At 37.7% G+C, this 19,384-nt stretch carries 11 protein-coding genes and 2 pseudogenes; 9 read left to right on the top strand and 4 right to left on the bottom strand.

The genetic code is table 11. The features are described 5' to 3' along the window. Positions 1-253 precede the first annotated feature (253 nt). The 3 genes and pseudogenes from ACX27_RS04815 (at position 254) to ACX27_RS04810 (ending at position 8,288) form a co-directional block, all read left to right on the top strand. On the top strand, positions 254-6,115 hold the full coding sequence (locus tag ACX27_RS04815) for a hybrid sensor histidine kinase/response regulator (RefSeq protein WP_235526504.1): 5,862 nt from the start codon (positions 254-256) through the stop codon (positions 6,113-6,115). Beyond that, positions 6,096-6,299, top strand: coding sequence for a hypothetical protein (locus tag ACX27_RS33340; protein WP_235526503.1), 204 nt, complete (start codon positions 6,096-6,098; stop codon positions 6,297-6,299). The genes ACX27_RS04815 and ACX27_RS33340 overlap by 20 nt, the downstream gene beginning before the upstream one ends. After that, positions 6,296-8,288, top strand: a pseudogene (locus ACX27_RS04810) (ATP-binding response regulator). The gene ACX27_RS33340 and the pseudogene ACX27_RS04810 overlap by 4 nt, the downstream one beginning before the upstream one ends. A gap of 24 nt (positions 8,289-8,312) precedes the next feature. Here the strand turns inward: ACX27_RS04810 and ACX27_RS04805 are convergent. From ACX27_RS04805 to ACX27_RS04790, 4 genes and pseudogenes are all read right to left on the bottom strand, one after another. Then, positions 8,313-9,650, bottom strand: coding sequence for a TRAP transporter large permease (locus tag ACX27_RS04805; RefSeq protein ID WP_062289156.1), 1,338 nt, complete (start codon positions 9,648-9,650; stop codon positions 8,313-8,315). After that, positions 9,634-10,188: a TRAP transporter small permease subunit gene (locus ACX27_RS04800; protein ID WP_062289153.1), complete on the bottom strand. Its 555-nt coding sequence runs from the start codon at positions 10,186-10,188 to the stop codon at positions 9,634-9,636. Before ACX27_RS04800 ends, ACX27_RS04805 begins: the two co-directional genes overlap by 17 nt. Positions 10,189-10,332: 144 nt before the next feature. Continuing rightward, positions 10,333-11,794, bottom strand: a pseudogene (locus tag ACX27_RS04795) (pentapeptide repeat-containing protein). Positions 11,795-12,076: 282 nt separating this feature from the next. Continuing rightward, positions 12,077-12,817 carry a pentapeptide repeat-containing protein gene (locus tag ACX27_RS04790; RefSeq protein ID WP_062289150.1) on the bottom strand — a complete coding sequence of 247 codons (741 nt, stop codon included), beginning with the start codon at positions 12,815-12,817 and terminating at the stop codon, positions 12,077-12,079. A gap of 932 nt (positions 12,818-13,749) precedes the next feature. Between ACX27_RS04790 and ACX27_RS31545 the strand changes: the two genes are divergently transcribed. The 6 genes from ACX27_RS31545 to ACX27_RS04770 all read left to right on the top strand — a co-directional run bounded on the left by ACX27_RS31545 (position 13,750) and on the right by ACX27_RS04770 (position 19,370). Then, complete coding sequence (locus ACX27_RS31545) at positions 13,750-13,899, top strand: microviridin/marinostatin family tricyclic proteinase inhibitor (protein WP_144427400.1); 150 nt, start codon at positions 13,750-13,752, stop codon at positions 13,897-13,899. 320 nt (positions 13,900-14,219) lie between these two features. After that, entirely contained in the window at positions 14,220-14,387 is a 168-nt protein-coding gene (locus tag ACX27_RS30640) for a microviridin/marinostatin family tricyclic proteinase inhibitor (RefSeq protein ID WP_083468669.1), read from the top strand. 128 nt (positions 14,388-14,515) lie between these two features. Continuing rightward, on the top strand, positions 14,516-15,505 hold the full coding sequence (locus tag ACX27_RS04785) for an MvdC family ATP-grasp ribosomal peptide maturase (protein WP_062289148.1): 990 nt from the start codon (positions 14,516-14,518) through the stop codon (positions 15,503-15,505). 107 nt (positions 15,506-15,612) lie between these two features. Then, complete coding sequence (locus ACX27_RS04780) at positions 15,613-16,587, top strand: MvdD family ATP-grasp ribosomal peptide maturase (protein ID WP_062289145.1); 975 nt, start codon at positions 15,613-15,615, stop codon at positions 16,585-16,587. A 296-nt stretch (positions 16,588-16,883) separates the two neighbouring features. Further along, a complete protein-coding gene (locus ACX27_RS04775) occupies positions 16,884-18,917 on the top strand; it encodes a patatin-like phospholipase family protein (protein WP_062289142.1) in 2,034 nt (677 codons plus the stop codon). Between the two features lie 48 nt (positions 18,918-18,965). After that, positions 18,966-19,370 (top strand): hypothetical protein, encoded by a 405-nt coding sequence (locus ACX27_RS04770; RefSeq protein WP_062289139.1) that lies wholly within the window; start codon positions 18,966-18,968, stop codon positions 19,368-19,370. Positions 19,371-19,384 lie beyond the last annotated feature (14 nt).

Here is a 19,384-nt window from a genome sequence, read left to right as displayed (position 1 = left end):
ATTTCCCCACACTGCTGTAGTTTGTGTGGGAATATAAATTTAATGTTGAGCTTGCTTGTTTGGGAATGTTGATTTAAGAATGGCGATCGCACAAAAAAACATCCATCAAATTAGTTGATTTGTATTACCATCGATAAAAGTAGCGCGAGAAAAAATACGTCCGTTGCAAATCCCTCATCTCGGTCATAGTAGGAGTTAGGGGTCAGTTTTCCTCCTACCTCCTCCCCTCTAACTCCTGCCTTCAAAGGTAAACATGAGTATTATTCTTACCGATTACAGCCTCATTCACCTTCTTGACGATAATACTAATACCTGTATTTATCGCGCTTACCAAGAATCAACGCAAATATCGGTAATTATTAAAACTCTTAAAACTGAGTATCCCACAATCGAACAAATAACTCGCCTGAAATACGAGTATCAAATACTGCAATCTTTACCAATAGAAGGAGTCATTCAACCTCTCGCCTTAGAAAGTACACAAAATAAAATCGCACTGATTTTAGAAGACTTTCCAGGAGAAACACTACATGATTTTATTAACACACATAATTTAGAATTAACTAAAATTTTACAAATTGCAATTCAATTAGCCTCAACATTAGCTCAGTTACATCAAAATAATATTATTCATAAAGATATTCAACCCCATAATATTTTAATCGACCCCAACACTAATAAAATCAAAATTATCGATTTTAGTATTGCATCACGCTTACAGAGCGAAAATCCAACAACAAATCACATCAATTTACTAGAAGGTAGTCTGGCTTATCTGTCACCCGAACAAACAGGGAGAATGAACCGCTTAATAGACTATCGCACTGATTTTTATTCTTTAGGTGTCACACTTTATCAAATGTTAGTTGGGAAACTGCCATTTGTAGCAAGTGATCCGTTAGAATTAATTCATTCTCATATTGCCAAAATTCCGCTATCACCCCAAGAATTAAATTCACAAATTCCGGCAGCATTATCTAATATTGTGATGAAATTATTAGCTAAGACTGCCGAAGATAGATATCAAAACGCCTTGGGTTTAAAAGCTGATTTAGAATCATGTTTGAATCAGCTACAAACAACTGGTATAATTACAGATTTGGTTATCGGTCAACTTGATTTAAACAGTCAATTTCTGATTCCGCAAAAACTTTATGGACGTGAGCCAGAAGTTGCTCAATTGATGAGTATTTTTGAGCGAGTCAGTTCAGGAAGCACCGAGTTAACATTAGTTAGTGGTTATTCGGGAATTGGTAAATCTTCCTTAGTTAATGAATTTTCAAAATCAATTATTCGCCACTGTGGTTATTTTATTGCCGGAAAATTTGACCAGTATAAACGTCATATACCCTATGCTGCATTCATCCAGGCTTTTCAAGAATTAATTCGACAAATATTAACAGAAAGTCCTGAAAAAATCACAAACTGGAAGATAAAAATATTATCAGCAGTTGGAGTTTATGGTCAAGTAATTATTGATGTTATTCCTGATATTGAAAAAATTATCGGTACTCAGCCAGAAATCCCATCATTAGGAATTAATGAAGCCCAAAACCGTTTTAATCGATTATTTCAACAATTTATTTATGTATTTTCCCAAGCAGAACATCCTTTAGTAATTTTTCTAGATGATTTGCAATGGGCGGATGTAGCATCTCTGAAGTTAATTCAACTACTCATCAGTAATATTGAGAGTAAGTATTTATTCCTCATGGGGGCATATCGTGATCATGAAGTCAATTCAATTCATCCATTAATATTAACTCTTGCAGAAATCCAGAAAAAGGGTGTAAATTTCAATAAGATTGTACTTCAGCCATTGAATATTAGTCATGTTCAACAATTAGTTAATGATACCTTGCAGAGTTTTCCAGAAGATTCTCAAGAACTAGCTAATTTAGTTTTTTATAAAACCCAAGGTAATCCATTTTTTGTAACGCAATTACTCAAATCTCTCCATCAAGAAAACTTATTGTTTTTTAATTTTGATACAGCTTGTTGGCAGTGGAATATCGACACTATAAAAGATATTGCCATTACCGATAATGTCGTTGAATTAATGGTGAATCAAATTCAAAAATTATCTCTGAAAACCCAAAAACTTTTACAACTAGCTGCTTGTATTGGCGATAAATTTAACTTAGATATTTTGAGTATTGTGAATCAAAAATCTTGGACAGAAACAGCCAAAGAACTTTGGGAAGCTTTACAAGCAGGCTTGGTTTTACCTTTAGATTCGGCTTATAAAATACCTTTGGTTTTGACTGAACAGCAAGCAGAAATACAAATTAGCTATAAATTTTTACACGACCGTGTACAACAAGCATCTTATTCACTAATTCCCGATGGTGAGAAAAAAATCACTCATTTTACCATTGGTCAGTTACTTTTACAAAAAATTTCACCAGAAGAGCAGAAAGAGCATATTTTCTATTTAGTCAATCACCTTAATTATGGCATTGATTCGCTCACCTCAAATTGGGAAAAATATGAACTAGTAGAACTGAATTTGATAGCTGGAAAAAAAGCAAAAGATACTGCTGCTTATGAGTCTGCTATGGGCTATTTAAAGATAGGTTTAAGCCTTCTGAATAATTCTAGCTGGCAGCAGCAATATGAATTGACCTTAAATGTCCATCAACAAGCAGTAGAAGTGGCATTTCTGAGCGGTGACTTTGAGCAAATGGAATTATTAGCTGGAGTCGTTCTGCAACAAGCTAAAACACAACTAGAAAAAGTGAAAATTTATGAGTTGCGAATCAAAAGTTGTGAAGTGCAAAGAAAATTAATGGCGGCTGTGCAGCTTGGTTTACAAGTTTTAGAGATGTTGGGAGTAAAACTCAACCAAGCACCAACCGATTTAGATATCCAGCAAGCTATTCAAGAAACTACCAATTATTTAGCAGGGAAACAAATCAAGGATTTAATTAATTCGCCTACGATAACAGATCCTCACAAACTAGCAGCGATGAGGCTAATAGCAAGTTTAGTACCTGCTGCTTATCAATCTGCACCGAAATTATTTATTTTGATGGCTTGTAAACAAGTTAACTTATCTATTCAATATGGGAATATGCCATTTTCAGCTAGTGGTTTTGCTGATTTTGGCGTAGTTTTTAGTGGCTTATGCCAAGATATTGACGCTGCTTATCAAGTCGGACAATTAGCCTTAAATTTATTAGAAAATTTAGATACTTATGAAGTAAAAAGTCAAGTTTTATTTAAAGTTGCTACTTTTATAATTCATTGGAAACATCATGTCAAAGATACCTTACCACTTTTAGAAGCTGCTTACTTTAGTGGCTTAGAAGCTGGGGATTTAGTACATACAGGATATTCAGCTAGTAATAAGTGTCAATACGCCTTTTGGAGTGGTGCAGAGTTAAGCAGTCTCGAACAAGAAATGGCAAGATATAGTCAGGCGATCGCTCAAATTCATCAAGAAACTGCTTTAAAATGGCACCAAGTCTTTCATCAAGCAGTTTTGAATTTACTTGGATTATCGGAAAACCCTTGTCTGTTAATTGGTGAAGCTTACAACGAAGCGGAATTATTAGCAATTCACATCCAATCAAATGAGCGGACAATTATTCACTATGTATTTCTCAATAAATTAATTTTGTGTTATCTCTTGGGAGATTTTTATCAAGCTGTTGAAAATGCCAGCAAAGCAGAACAGTATTTAGATGGAGTCACAGGATGGTTAAATGTGCCTTTATTCCATTTTTACGATTCTTTAGCACAACTTGCCATTTATCCATCAGCCGCATCTGAACATCAAAAACTGCTGCTCAATAAAGTGAATAATAATCAACAAAAGATGCAAATATGGGCAAGTTATGCGCCAATGAATTTTCAACATAAATATGAGCTTGTAGAAGCAGAAAAAGCTCGAATTTTAGGACAGTACTGGCAAGCAATGGCACATTATGACAAAGCCATTATTGCAGCGAAAGAGCAAGGATATATCCAAGAAGAAGCTCTTGCTAATGAACTAGCAGCAAAGTTTTATTTTGAGACTGGTAGAGATAAGCTAGCCCAGATTTATTTAATTGATGCTTACTATGGATATAGTAACTGGGGAGCCATAGCAAAGTTGAGAAATTTGGAAGTTAGATATCCCCAAATTGTCGTGCGGCTATCGGAACGGCAAACACCAAACTTAGGTAAAAATCAACTCATCAATTCTAGCAATCACAATACAAGTCAAGCTTTTGATTTAGCAACAGTAATGAAAGCTGCTCAAGCTCTTTCTGGCGAAATTGTTTTAGAGAAAATACTTGCTAAATTAATGCAAAGTCTGCTAGAGAATGCTGGTGCAGAAACAGGATATTTAATTCTAAATCAGGCAGATAATTTATTTATTGCAGCATCAGGTAGTTTTGGTCAAACTGAAATTAATGTGCGGCAATCTAGTCCTGTAGAAGTGAGCCAAAATTTACCAATATCAGTTATTAACTATGTGTATCGTACTGGTGAAAATGTTGTCATCAATGATGCTAATTGTGAAGATATCTTTACAACGGATGACTATATTGTTAGACACAAACCAAAATCGATTTTATGTAGCCCAATTGTAAATCAAGGCAAGTTAGTTGGTATACTTTACATAGAAAATAAATTGATTGCTGGAGCATTTACACCAGAACGATTAGAAGTTTTACAACTTTTATCATCACAAGCAGCAATTTCTTTAGAAAATGCCCATCTTTATCATGATTTAGAAGAATATAATCGGACTTTAGAAACAAAAGTTAAAGAACGTACTTTGGAATTACAAGCTAAAAATTTCCAATTACAACAAGAAATTCACGAGCGCCAAAGAGCCGAAGAAGCAGCCGCAGCTGCTAACTGCGCCAAGAGTGAATTTTTGGCTAATATGAGTCACGAATTGCGGACACCTTTAAATGGAATTTTGGGTTACACGCAAATATTTCAAACAGATACTTCTTTGAGTAGTCAACAAAGAAATGGTGTAAATATTATTCATCAGTGTGGTGAACATCTCTTAACACTGATTAATGATATTTTAGATATTTCTAAAATTGAAGCTCGGAAAATGGAGCTAGAGTTTAAGGAATTTAATTTTTCCGCTTTTTTAGAAGGTATAGCAGAAATTTGTCGGCTGCGGGCAGAAATTAAAAGTATCTCCTTAGTTTATCAGCCTCTTGGTTATTTACCCAAACTAATTCGGGGTGATGAAAAACGATTACGGCAAGTTTTAATCAATTTATTAAGTAATGCTGTTAAGTTTACAAAAAAAGGTAGGATAAATTTTAAAGTAGGTTATGTAACCCAGGACGGAGACTGGATATTAAATGGAGAAGAACTTACTAGCCAATCTCCAACACCAAAAATTCGCTTTTTAGTAGAAGATACAGGAATTGGTATTGCTCATGAGCAATTAGAAGAAATATTCCTGCCATTCAAACAGGTGGGTGAGGATAGTTTGAAGACGGAAGGAACTGGGTTAGGCTTATCAATTAGCCGTCAACTGGCTCAGATGATGGGTGGCGAATTATGTGTCAAAAGTGAACTAGGTAAAGGCAGTGTTTTTTGGTTAGATTTAGAATTACCAGAAGTTGAGCAACAGTTAAATTTTGATAGTGAGCAATCTAATATTATTGGTTTTACTGGCTCTAAACGCAAAATTTTAATTGTCGATGATAAATGGGAAAATCGCTCAGTTTTAGTCAATATTTTAGAGCCTTTAGGTTTTGAAATTTTGGAAGCAAGTGATGGTTTAGACTGTCTAAATAAAATCCCTAATTTTCAACCAGACTTGATTTTTATGGATTTAGTAATGACAGGAATGGATGGTTTTGAAGCTACCCGTCGCTTGCGATTGTTACCAAACTTTAAAGAAGTAGTAGTCATTGCAGTCTCGGCTAGTGTGTTTGAGTTTAATCAACAAGAAAGCAGAAAAGTTGGGTGTGATAACTTTCTCGCAAAACCCATCCAAAAATCTGAACTTTTAGAAAAGTTACAAGTTCACTTAAAATTGGCATGGGTATATGAAGACAAGGTAAGAAAGATGAAGGATGAACAAAAAAATTTCAATTTATCCTTTACACTTGACATCTCAGGCTTCGATTGTGCATCCCTCAGCAGATGAACTGAAGATTTTGCTAGATTTAGCTATGCGGGGTGACTTAAGAAGTATTGCTGAAAGAACGCAAAAACTACAAGAACAAAGTGAGGAGTTACAACCTTTTGCTACTCGTTTATATCAACTGGCTAAAGGTTTTAAAGGGAAACAAATCTTGGAGTTTCTCCAAAAGTATTCTGAGGCTTTATGAAAAATGATTTTACTAAATCCGGTGTCATTTTAATTGTTGATGACACTCCTACCAATTTAGAAATGTTGTTTGATTTTTTAGGCACGGCTGGATTTACAGTATTAATCGCAGAGGATGGTGAAAGTGCGATCGCCATAGCAGAATATGGTAAGCCTGACTTAATTTTGTTAGATATCCTCATGCCGGGAATTGACGGTTTTGAAACTTGTCGTCGTCTGAAAGCCAAGGAATTAACCCAAGATGTTCCTGTAATTTTCATGACAGCACTTTCGGAAACTGTTGATAAAGTCAAAGGCTTTGAACTGGGTGCAGTTGATTACCTCACCAAACCACTCCAGCACCAAGAAGTTTTGGCGAGAATTCAATTGCATCTCAAGTTACGCACTCTCACCAAAACACTACAAGAGCAGAATTTGCGTTTGGAAGCCGAAATTGCGGAACGTTTGCAAGTTGAAGAAAAAATCCGCGAACAAGCGGCTTTATTAGATGTAACTAGCGATGCAATAGTCGTCAAAGATTTTAATAATCAAATTTGTTTTTGGAACAAAGGTGCGGAAAATTTGTATGGCTGGCAAGCTACTGAAGTCATCGGGGAGAATGTCAATCAGATTTTATACTCACCAGAAACTTTAGCACAAGTCCAAAACATTTATGCAAGTATAGCTGAGTCTGGCTTTTGGCAAGGAGAATTAAACCAAGTTAACAAACAAGGACAAAATGTGATTGTGGCCAGTCGTTGGACATTAATGTGCGATCGCCATAACCAACCTAAATCAATTTTGACTGTTAATACTGATATTACCGAAAAAAAACATTTAGAAAGTCAAATTCTCCGCGCTCAACGTTTAGAAAGCATCGGCACATTAGCTAGTGGTATAGCTCACGATTTGAATAATATTTTGACACCGATTTTGACAGCAGCGCAATTACTACAACTCAAACTGCCCAATACTAATGAGCGCAATCAAAAAAATGTTACAAACCATCGAAGCTAATTCTAAGCGCGGTGCAGCTTTAGTTAAGCAAGTTTTACAATTTGCACGGGGAGTAGATGGTCAGCGTACCATTGTCCAAGTTAGTCATTTATGTTCAGAAATTCAACAAATTGTCCAAGAGACTTTTCCCAAATCCATTGAATTAATCACTCATATTCAGCCCGGACTTTGGGCTGTAATTGGAGATGCCACCCACCTCCATCAACTGCTGATGAATTTAGTAGTTAACGCTCGTGATGCCATGCCTATAGGCGGTATTATCAAAATTTCAGCCGAAAATCTTTTAGTAGATGAACAGTATGCGCGGATGAATTTAGATGCGCGGGTTGGCGCTTATATTGTGGTGAAGATTGCAGACACAGGTGTGGGGATGCCACCAGAGATTATTGATAGAATTTTTGAGCCGTTTTTCACAACCAAAGAAATTGGAAAAGGCACTGGATTAGGTTTATCTACTGTGAGAGGTATCATTCAAAGTCATGGTGGTTTTGTGAATGTTTGTAGTCAAGTTGGTAAGGGTACAGAATTTAAAATTTTCTTACCAGCCGTGGAGGTAGCAAATCCACTCCTGGAGGAAGACTTAGATTTATTGAAAGGTAACGGAGAATTAATTTTAGTAGTTGATGATGAAAGTGGAATTTTAGAAACTACCAAAATTTCCTTAGAAACCTACAACTACAGAGTATTAACCGCTACTAATGGTGTTGAAGCGATCGCTCTTTATGCCCAACACGAAGACGAAATTAGCTTGGTGTTGATGGATATGATGATGCCTTCAATGGATGGTGCTACCGCTATTAGCACTTTGCAAAAAATGAACTCTCAAGTCAAGGTGATTGCTGTTAGTGGTTTGACAGCTAGTAGTAAATTAACCACGTTATCTGGTGTGAAAAAGTTTATTCCTAAGCCTTATACAACTAAGGAGTTATTGCAAACCTTACACAGCATTTTGGTACAGGAATCTAGACAGCAAGAGCGTGTGGCTAAATCTTAGATATAGTAGGAGGCAGAAGGGCAGTTAACTTCCCAAAGAAGGTAAGAAACTGACAATCTGCGGGAAGACAATAATTAACAACACAACTAATAATTGCAGCAGAATAAACGGTATGACACCGCGATAAATATCAGATGTGGTGACTTCTGGAGGTGCAACACCACGCAGATAAAACAAAGCAAAGCCAAAAGGTGGTGTTAAAAAGGAAGTTTGTAGATTCGCCCCTAATACTACACCATACCAAACTAAATCGATGCCTAATCGCTGGGCAACAGGTACAAATAAGGGTATGACAATAAAGGCAATTTCAAAAAAGTCGATAAAGAAACCGAGAATAAACACCACAATCATACTAACGGCTAAAAAGCCGACTTTACCACCAGGAAGATTGGCGAGGACATCAAACATAAATTGATCGCCATTTAATCCTCGGAATACTAAGCTGAAAGCTGTCGAACCAAACAAAATGAAAATCACCATACTGGTGATTCGCAAAGTAGTATCACATACTTGACGCAGAGATGTTAAAGTTAGTTGACCGTTAGCTGCTGCTAAAGCGATCGCACCTACACAACCAACAGCACCTGCTTCTGTGGGGGTAGCAATGCCAAAAAATATACTACCCAACACAAGTAAAATTACTACCAAAGGCGGCAACATCACCTGAATGACCCTTGTCCCCAAGGCTTTACCGCCAATTTCTCGAACTTCCGCAGGCAAAGCTGGCGCGGCATCTGGTTTCAAAAATGCCACAATTAGCACATGCAGGCCAAAGGCACTAGCCATCATCAAGCCGGGAATCACCGAACCAATAAACAAATCACCTACAGACACACCAAGTTGGTCGCCTAAGACTACCAAAACCACACTCGGCGGAATAATTTGCCCTAGAGTTCCTGAAGCTGCAATCACACCCGTGGCTAATTGTTTGTTGTAACCATAGCGCAGCATAATTGGCAGAGAAATTAAACCCATCGCTACCACTGTGGCTGCTACAACACCAGTAGTTGCAGCCAGTAATGCTCCCACCAATACCACTGCTAAGGCCAGTCCACCACGCAACCGTCCCAACAAAATCCCCATTGTTTCTAACAGCCGTTCCGCGATGCCAGATTTCTCCAGCATTGAGCCTAGAAAAATAAAGTAAGGAATAGCTAATAGGGTGTAATTAGCCATAATCCCGAAAATTCGCTGGGGCATAGCGGTGAGAAATATGGGGTCAAACACAGCCAAACTAATGCCCAATAAACCAAAGACAATAGCTACACCACCCAGGGAAAATGCTACGGGATATCCCAGAGATAACAAGACCAAAGCACCCGCAAACATCAGCGGCCCCAGCCATTCATAAGCCAGTGTCACGTTGTTCCTCCTCTGCTGCTAGTCTGCCTTGGATAATTGCCCAGTTTTTAATTGCTTGGGAAATTCCCTGAAAAATCAGCAATACAAAGGAGACAATAATCATGGCTTTGATTGGGTAGCGGGGTAAACCACCAGGATCAGGAGAATTTTCCTGAATTTGCCAAGAAGCAATGATGGTATCCCAGGAAAAAATGATTACCATCACGCAGAAGGGAATCAAAAAAAATACTGTCCCCACCAAGTCTGCTAAGGCTTTGCGCCGACGTTGCCAATTACTATAAAAAATATCTACGCGGACGTGTTCGTTGTGCTTCAGGGTGTAAGCTGCGCCCAGCAAAAAAACTAAATCAAAAATATACCACTGGGCTTCGATATAAGCGTTGGATGTCAGGTTACTGCCAATAAATCGCCCCAAGTATCGCCCGACAACGTTCCATACTCCCAGTATGACCATGACTAGCACCAGCCAACTGGTAAATCGACCGATAAATTCAGTACAAGTATCAATAATTTTTGAAATTTTTAAGAGTTTCTCCAATGGTGGTATTACCTCTGTCGTGAAGATGGGGCTAGGGGAAAGGTTTTTTAGGTTTGGTTTTAAGATTTTCTCATGAATAGCTGACTCGAAAGTGCTGAGTAAAATATTTTCCCCCTTGCACTCTACACCCTGCCCCCTTGCCTCTTAACTCGACTGTCGCCAGTGTGTAGGAGGTTCAAGATCATCAGGTAGTCGGGTTGTGCGATCGCCTACTGCCATGCCAATCTGTTGTGAGTCTAAATTTTTCACACCTGTGAGAATTGCACCTTCTAGTTTGACATCACACAAATTTGTGCCAAATAAATTCGCGCCGATGAGGTTGGCTTTAGATAAATTAGCCTCATACAAAACTGCCCGATTCAAGTTAGCTCCCATCAGGTTGGCTTGATGTAAATCGGCTTCTGTCAAACTGGCTTCGGTGAGGTTAGCAAAAAAGACTTCTGTTTGCTGGAGTTTGGCAGCATTTAAATTTGCCCCAGACAAGTTAGCGCCATTTAAGTTGGCTGCTTGTAAGTTAGCACCAATTAATCCGGCTAAATGCAAGTTAGCTTTACCCAGCTTTGCACCTTGTAAATTCGCCAGAAATAATTTTGCACCCGCGAGGTTAGCTACTTTCAAGGTTGCCTGTTGTAAGTTAGCTTTATACAGGTTGGCTCCTTGTAAGTTAGCTGTACGCAGACTTGCATTTTGCAGGTTAGCTGCACGCAAGTTTGCGCCATAAAGGTTAGCACGGTTCAAGGTTGCCCCTTGTAAGTTGGCTTCCCGCAGGTTGGCTTTTTGTAAATTGGTTTCGTAGAGAATGGAGCGCACCAATTTGGCACTGTTGAGGTTAGCTCCCGAAAGGTTCGCACCGCGTAAATCTGCACCAGAAAGATCCGCGCCGCGTAAATCTGCCCTTTCTAAATTAGCGCCGAGTAAATCTGCTCGCCGAATATCTATGTTGCGTAAATCTAATTTTTGACTTTCTAATTCTAATAGGGAATTACGTCTACCAATGATTGTCAGTGCGGCTTGGACATCCCGGCGAATTTTGGGAGCGGCTTCATTGTTGTGTTTGGTTGCCAGCACGCGATTTTTGGGTTTACCCCAATATGTTGGCTGTGCATCTTCTTCTTTGAAGAGTTCGCCTTCTGTGGGAATGCCTGTATTCTCCCGCACAAATGCTGCCAGGATTTCCATAATTGTCCAGTGTTCTTTAGGAAAATCCTGGGCAATCCGTTCTAAAACATAAATTGCCCCGATGCGCGTTTCAATTCTTTCATGACCAAGCTGCGTAATAGCAGCCATAAATCTATCTGCAATCAATCTGTCTTGGGAGATTTGCGTATTTTGCAGACTCACTTCGACATTTTTTTTCGGAGCGATCGCATTTTTTTTGCATTGCCTCGGCTCGTTTACCCGCATAATAAGCATTAATCATCACTGCCAAACCTAAAAACATAATTGCAGTTGTTGTTAATGCTTGCGTTCTGTATTGTATTTGCTGCGAAATTGATAAATCCTTTTTACTGGAGGCAGCAAAAACAATTATATTCAGCCCCAGCGCGAATATAACTGTTGTACCTATCAACCAACGCAACATTTTGTCTGTCTTATTTGCAGACATAGGAATTAGATTCCTCACATTACAGAATTATTACTTAGATATTGGGATGAGTATAACATTTCGCTCAAGGGTTGAATAGAAAATTACGGATTTTTATTGATATAACTTTGATGTTTAAAATTGGCTTTGTAATGATATTGTGACAACCCCAGAGATAATCTTGAATATTTGCGAAAAATTTCGTAGTTTTTCACCCTAATTCAATGTCAGTACCTAGACTTGTACTGTCAAAAATTAATAGTAATCTTACAGAAGCTGTTCTATATTCAGTGTGAATTATGTTTATCCGGAAAATTTTGCTTCTCGGAAATTAGCTCCTTCAAGTATGGCATCTTGGAGATTAGTTTGAGACAAATTAGCGAGATAAAAGTTTACTTTGACTAAATTGGCTTTGGCGAGATTTGCTCCAGACAAGTTAGCCGCACTGATAATTGCTTCCTTAAGGTTTGCACCCACTAAGTTAGCCTGGGATAAGTTAGCAGCACAGAGAATTGCACCACTGAGATTTGCCCCCGCCAGATTCACTCCTGATAAATTAGCTTGGTAGAGATTCACACCTACAAGGTTTCCACCACTGAGATTTGCTCCGCGTAAATCTGTATAACTCAAGTCGAGTTGTTCAGATGCTAAAGATTTTGGAGTGTCAGTTTTTGTGAGTACTTGCAACGCAGCCTGAATATCTGGATGAATTTTGGTTGATAACTGATTTTTAACTTCCGGGTTTGTTGTGTAAAGGGAATTTTGCCGCACAAAAGCCGTGAGAAGTTCTATAATTTCCCAGTTCTCTTGTCCATGATAATTGGCTAATTCTCCGAGTTCGGTAATTCCCTGTAATCTGATATCTAATGTTTTATGATGTAGCTTCTCTACTGCCAGTTTCAAACGTTTTTTGAAGCTTTTTTGTGAGGTATGCTGCTGTTTATCTTGACGGTTAATTATCCCCAAAATGATATTTAAAAATAAATTTTTATTAACTGCAATATTTTTTGCCTGATGGTTAAAAATGTTGGGGTTAGTAAACATTTTTTTAAGATTTAAAAAATATATTGTTGTGTTTTATTCTCTAAAATTTAGTAAAACTTCGTCATTGGTAAATATAATGATTATTTCAAATCAACAATGAAAAAATATCACTACGTCTAGAGGCATAAATTCACGTCAATACTTTGAAAATTGGTTGTATTTTTCAGTACAAATACTTTATATAATGTTTCTGGGTCTGAATAGTAACAAATGTTCTCACAACTTGTAAGTGACGATTTATAAAATAAATCTTAAGTAATGACGTGGTCAGACTAAATGTTGCATTGTCCTTGCCGATTCAACAAAATCATCAGATCATGCAATCGCGGCAAAGGTCAGCATTTTGCTATTTATTTGCTGTTATACCAAATCGATATGAAGAAGCATATAATTAGCCTGCGAAGGTGGTCAGTGAGCTTGTCGAGTGGAGGCTTTATTTGTATAGCCCCAGATTTCCAGTCTCAGGGGTTTATATGCAGCCTCTTGTAGAATTAATATTACTTCAGAATATAGCAAGACAAGGGAGACAAGGAAGAGAGGTATTTGTTAATCATTGAGGGTTGCTACAGTTGCAAAGGCTTGAAAAATCTCTTTTAATTTTGGTTAAATATTTGAATTCATCCCGCATCTCTGCAACGCCAAACATAATTGTTGATTGTAATTTTTCAGTATTGGCTTTGCTAATTTTTTTTTCAAAATAAATATTTAATATTCTTATGCTTGATAAAAAACAATCAAGCCTTGATTAATGTAGTCTTTTGCAAATTCCTATTTAAATATTACTAGTTGTTAACAAATTTTTACTTAACTGTCTTAAATGTCTTAACTGTCTTCACAAACTTAAGTCTTAACTGTCTTAACTGTCCTTGCACAGATATTTAATTACTGGTATATATTTAGTGGCAAAAATAGTTTCCTTCAAGGAAAGCACCATGTCTACAAACACAATTAAAACTGTGAATGTCGAATTGGTACCATTCTTTGCATGTTTCTTGGAAAAACAAACAGCAGAAGGAGGAGAAACAGAAACTCCTTCTTGGCCTTGGACTTTCAAGTTTCCTTCAGATTTAGAAGATACTTAGTAGTCTTTTAAATTTGAGGTGAAGGGAGTAGCAGTAATCGATTAAATAATTGCTACTTCTGGATAAAAACCAACATCAAGAATGAATACTATGTCTATTAACACAAACAAACCAGCAAACCTATAAGTAGTACATTTCTTTGCTCGTTTGTTAGAAGAGCAAATTGCTGCACAAGCAGATAATGCTCCTTTCTTCACCTTCAAGTAACCTTCTGATTTTGAAGATTTTTAAATCTAGTTAGCTTGAACTAAAGTGAATGGGGTAGTTGTGATTAATTAACTGCTACCCCTCAAGAAAAATCAATATCAAGGAATAATACCATGTCTACAAGTACAACCCAAGGCGGCACCCTAAAAGTAGTGCCTTTCTTTGCCTATTTTTTGGCAGCGCAACCTGATGAAAATCCGCCGGTACCACCTTCTGAAGAACCCCCACCACCTCCTCCAATTTGGACTTTTAAGTGGCCTTCTGATTGGGAAGATAGCTAAACCTAGCTTGATTGTTATTTAAAAACTAAAAGCTACTGTTGGGCAGGCGATCGCATTTATCAACCCGACTTCTTCAAGAAGTTGGGACTATAAACAAAAGCTTTTTTAGATTTTTACAACATAATATTATGCAATTGTCTGGTGATGTTGTTTTATTAATTACCCACAGTGGAGATTTCTTCACAATAGATAAAGTGGCAGAAGCTTTGTTAAAAAAAGGAGCGCAACCATTTCGTCTAGATACTGATAAATTCCCTTTAGAATTACAATTAACGGCACAATTTGATAAGTCTAAAAGCTACCATACTATAGAATATAACAACCAATCTATCAGCACAGAACAGGTGCAAGCTGTATGGTTACGCCGAATTTGGGAACCAAACATCACTCCCGAATTAGCCCCCAAGTTCCGCGAAGCTTGTATTAAAGAATCAAAAACAACTTTAGATAGTTTTTGGGATAGCCTCAAACAAGCTCGTTGGGTAGATAATCTAGAACGAATAGATTATGCCAGTAATAAACTGCGTCAACTGCGAATTGCCTCAGAAGTAGGTTTTGCGATTCCTCAAACTCTTGTGACAAACAAAGCAGCAGCCGCTAGAGAGTTTTTTGAGCAAGTGAACGGCAAAATGGTGAGCAAGCTGTTAACTGCACTTTCTCGCAGTATGCAGGCTAACTCTTCGTTCTTTATGTACACCAGCGTTGTCAAAGAAGAAAACTTACAAGATGCTGAATCGCTGCGCTACTGCCCAATGGTTTTTCAAGAGCAAATTCCCAAGCAGCAGGAATTACGGGTAGTGTATGTGAATGGTGAAGTGTTTGTCGGGGCGCTGAATGCAGATGTGTATGCAGCAGCCAAAGTTGATTGGCGGAAACCGGGTGTAGATGTTGGTGCATGGCAACATTATGAACTTCCTGATGAAGTAGTTCTTCGTCTACAAACTTTTATGGGGAGACTAGGACTATTGTTTGGCTCGTTTGATTTTATCCTCACCCCATCAGGCGAATATGTATTTTTAGAAGTTAACCCTACTGGCGAGTGGGGAATGTTAGAGAAGGATTTAAACTTGCCCATTGCCGATGCGATCGCAGATGCACTGTTGCAACCAGACAAATAACATGAATGATCCAGACAAGGGAGACAGGGTAGACAAGGGAGAAAGATGTTTGTAGATAATTTAGGATTGCCATAGCGAAATTTCAGACTTCAGACTTCATACTTTTTATGACAGCATTAATAGTTACCTTTAGCAACGACAACGAAAGCATTCCTTTAGTTATCAAAGAAATTGAAGCTAGAGGCGAAAAAGCATTTCGGTTTGACACAGATAGATTTCCCACTGAAGTCAAGCTAGATATTTACTCTGGTGATAGTGAAAGAGTCATCATTACCGATGGCGAACAACGGCTTGATTTAAGCGAAGTTTCTGCCGTTTGGTATCGGCGGATGCGCTATGGGCATAAAATCCCCAATTCAATGGACAAGCAATATCGAGATGCGTCCATTCAGGAATGTCGCGTCACCGTGAGGGGTATGATTGCCAGTCTCCAAGGATTTCATTTAGATAAAATGTTCAATGTGGATCGGGCGAATAATAAGCAATTGCAGTTGCAAGTCGCCCAAAAAATTGGGCTTTTAACTCCGCGTACCCTGACTACAAATAATCCCACAGCCGTCAAACAATTTGCCCAAGAATGTCCCCAAGGTATTGTTACTAAAATGCTGTCTTCCTTTGCTATTTATGATCAGCAAGGGCGGGAAAATGTTGTGTTTACCACTCCCGTAACAGCAGATGATCTAGAGAATATGGAAGGGCTACGTTTTTGTCCGATGACTTTTCAAGAAAACGTACCCAAAGCATTAGAATTACGCACAACTATTGTAGGACATCGGGTATTCACAGCCGCAGTCGATTCACAAAGCTTAGAAGGTTCTACCTTTGATTGGCGTAAAGAAGGTAAAGCCTTAGCTAAGAATTGGCAACCCTACGACTTGCCAGAAGATATTGAAAAAAAGCTACTCACCTTGATGGCTGAATTTAGCTTAAACTATGGCGCAATTGATATCATTCTTACTCCTGATGGCCGCTATGTATTCCTCGAAATTAACCCAGTCGGAGAATTTTTCTGGATGGAAATATATTCACCTTATTATCCAATTTCTCAGGCGATCGCCGAAACTTTAGTTACGCAAAAATAGGCTATCAGACCAAATATTCTGGATTTGTGGTTTGGCCTAGCAAGCGAATTTCAAATCCTCAGTCTTCATCTTGGTTATTTGTTAAATTTGATTTCAACAATATACTTTTTTGAACTATATAAGACTAATTTGACTTGCTCAAAATGATATGTAAATCATTTTTATTGAAAAAATATAGATAAAATTGTCACAAGTTAATATATTATTATTTTAATTGCTAAATTTAGCATTCAAAAATTACTATTTAAATTTACTTTTTTAATAAAAAATTAATTTTATTTGGAGATAAAAATGCTGTGAGCAATATAGTACAGACGCAAACAGTTTTAACATTTGATGGCATAGATGATTACATAGATTTTGGTAAAAACGACCTTGGTGGTGTTTTTGCACAAGGAAGTTCAACCTTCACAGTTTCAGGCTGGATAAACCCTCATCAATTAACCAATAAAGCCACTAGCTACGGCACTCGCAATGTGTTTTTTGCTCGTTCTTCAGACCGATACAGCGATAATTTTGAATTTGGTATTAGTGAAGCAGGAAATTTAGATATTTACATTGATGAAACTGTGACCAAAGGTATTAAAACCTTTGGACAAGGAGAGTTAACTATAGGCTCATGGCATTTTTTTGCTATTGTTTTTAATCAGGGAAAGCTCACAGTCTACCTGGATGAGCAAGAATACACTGATTCTTTAAGAGGTACAGCTTTAAACAAAGCAACTAGTCCGTTAACTCTTGGGGCAACTTTACACAAACGTGTATATTTTGCTGGGCAATTAGCTAATATTAGTGTCTGGAATTATCCCTGTACCTTAGAACAAATCCAAGTTCATCGTTGTGGACTAATAGTAGGAGATGAAGCAGGGTTAGTGGCTTATTGGAAATTAGATGAAGGTGAAGGAAAAACCATCACAAGTAGAACTGTCGCCGAACAGCAAGGAAATTTGCGTGGTAATCCTAGTTGGGATGTCGCACAAATACCCTTGTCAAATCTATCATCGCCACAAGATGAAATAATAACTACTGCTGAAGAAAAGATTTCACCAATCACTACAAATTTATTAGCAGCAACAGTTTCTTTAATTAATCAAGAAGAAGCAACGCCAACTAACAATCAAGAATCAGATATTCTTCTCAATTTAGTCACTCTTCCGCTACAAGTTACCGAACCAATACCAGAATCTATTAGTCAAAGTGACGTTGAAGATAATGTTCAACCCACAAAGGTAGCAACATTAATTGAAAATCAGACACCAGAAACTATGGAAACTACAGCTAAATCCAAATATAAAATACTATCTATTGATGGAGGCGGTATTCGGGGAATTATTCCAGCACTTTTGTTAGCAGAAATTGAAAGGCGGACGCAAAAACCGATATTTAGTTTGTTTGATTTGATTGCGGGTACTTCTAGTGGAGGAATTTTAGCCCTCGGACTCACACAACCTCGGCTAACTTCCACAACATCTGAAGAGTTATTTGCGGAATACACTGCTGAGGATTTACTGCAACTCTTTCTTGAGTATGGTGTAGAAATATTTTATGAGCCATTTTTTGAAAGAATACTAGGGCCAATAGAAGATATATTTCTCCAACCAAAATATCCTTCAAAAGGCAAAGAAGAAATTTTAAGACAATATTTTGGGACTGCATCTCTAGAAAATAATCTGAAAGAAGTTTTTGTCACTAGCTACGATATTGAACAACGGATTCCCATATTTTTTACCAATCAACTCCACAAAGAACAGATAGAATCTAAAAATTTTCGCAATTTGTGTGGAGGTTTTTCGCTATTAGATGTAGCATTAGCCACGAGTGCTACTCCCACTTATTTTGCTCCCCATCGGATTCCAACTTCTCACAACACTAGTGGCTTTTACACTTTAATTGATGGTGGTGTTTTTGCTAATAATCCAGCCCATTTAGCTATTATAGAAGCACAAATTAGTAGTAAAAAAGAAGCCAACAGAGTCCTCAATTCAGAAGATATCTTAGTAGTTTCTTTAGGTACAGGTTCCTTGACGAGTGTGTACCCTCATAATTCCGTCAAAAACTGGGGACTCTTGCAATGGAGTAGACCACTTTTAAATATTGTGTTTGATGGTAATAGTGAAGTGGTATCTGGAGAGTTAGAACGGTTGTTTGAACCTAGCAATCAAGAGGCTAAAAGTTCTTACTATCGGTTTCAACCATTTTTAGAAGAGGAACTAGAAGCAATAGATAATATCAAACTGCCAAATACTCGTAAGCTACAAGCTGTAGCCCATCAATTAATTGCTGAATATAGCCAACAAATTGATGAATTATGTAGTCTGTTGTTGGCATAAATTCGGATTCATGTTTTCACCGAAAATACAAGGATATTGGTAAGTACAATGGATGAATTGGTCAAAAAACTCGCTGGTTTAGGTCTTCCTGGCATATTGTTTGTGATTGCAACAGCTACATCAGGTGGTAATGTCGCCGCAGTTGTCGCTTTACTTTCATCTTTAGGCGGGCCGTTAGGACTCTTGGGGGGTCTAGGTTTGCTAGGATTAGTAGGCATTTTGGCAGAATATATTACAGGCTTTGGAACTGAAAACGTCCTCAAACTTGTATATACAGAACGCAGCAAAACTGAATCTGTGAGATTTCTCCTCAAAGAAATCAATGAATTACCAATTACAGATGAACTCAAAGCCAAACTCCAACAACATCTCAACTCAGTAGTTGTGACTGACACTCCAGAAGGGGATACTCCAAAAACTATTGAAATTGTTGAGGAGGAAGTAACAACGTAGTACAGTTGCTGGGG

The sequence above is a fragment of the Nostoc piscinale CENA21 genome, assembly GCF_001298445.1.
In the GTDB taxonomy this organism is placed as follows: domain Bacteria; phylum Cyanobacteriota; class Cyanobacteriia; order Cyanobacteriales; family Nostocaceae; genus Nostoc_B; species Nostoc_B piscinale_A.
This window is presented reverse-complemented; position numbering and strand designations above follow the sequence as displayed.

What these genes read in the sequence shown, in the direction of transcription:
- ACX27_RS04815 (WP_235526504.1), top strand. Translation starts at nt 254, where the DNA reads ATGAGTATTATTCTTACCGATTACAGCCTCATTCACCTTCTTGACGAT.
- ACX27_RS04790 (WP_062289150.1), bottom strand. Translation starts at nt 12,817, where the DNA reads ATGTTTACTAACCCCAACATTTTTAACCATCAGGCAAAAAATATTGCA.
- ACX27_RS31545 (WP_144427400.1), top strand. Translation starts at nt 13,750, where the DNA reads ATGTCTACAAACACAATTAAAACTGTGAATGTCGAATTGGTACCATTC.
- ACX27_RS30640 (WP_083468669.1), top strand. Translation starts at nt 14,220, where the DNA reads ATGTCTACAAGTACAACCCAAGGCGGCACCCTAAAAGTAGTGCCTTTC.
- ACX27_RS04785 (WP_062289148.1), top strand. Translation starts at nt 14,516, where the DNA reads ATGCAATTGTCTGGTGATGTTGTTTTATTAATTACCCACAGTGGAGAT.
- ACX27_RS04780 (WP_062289145.1), top strand. Translation starts at nt 15,613, where the DNA reads ATGACAGCATTAATAGTTACCTTTAGCAACGACAACGAAAGCATTCCT.
- ACX27_RS04770 (WP_062289139.1), top strand. Translation starts at nt 18,966, where the DNA reads ATGGATGAATTGGTCAAAAAACTCGCTGGTTTAGGTCTTCCTGGCATA.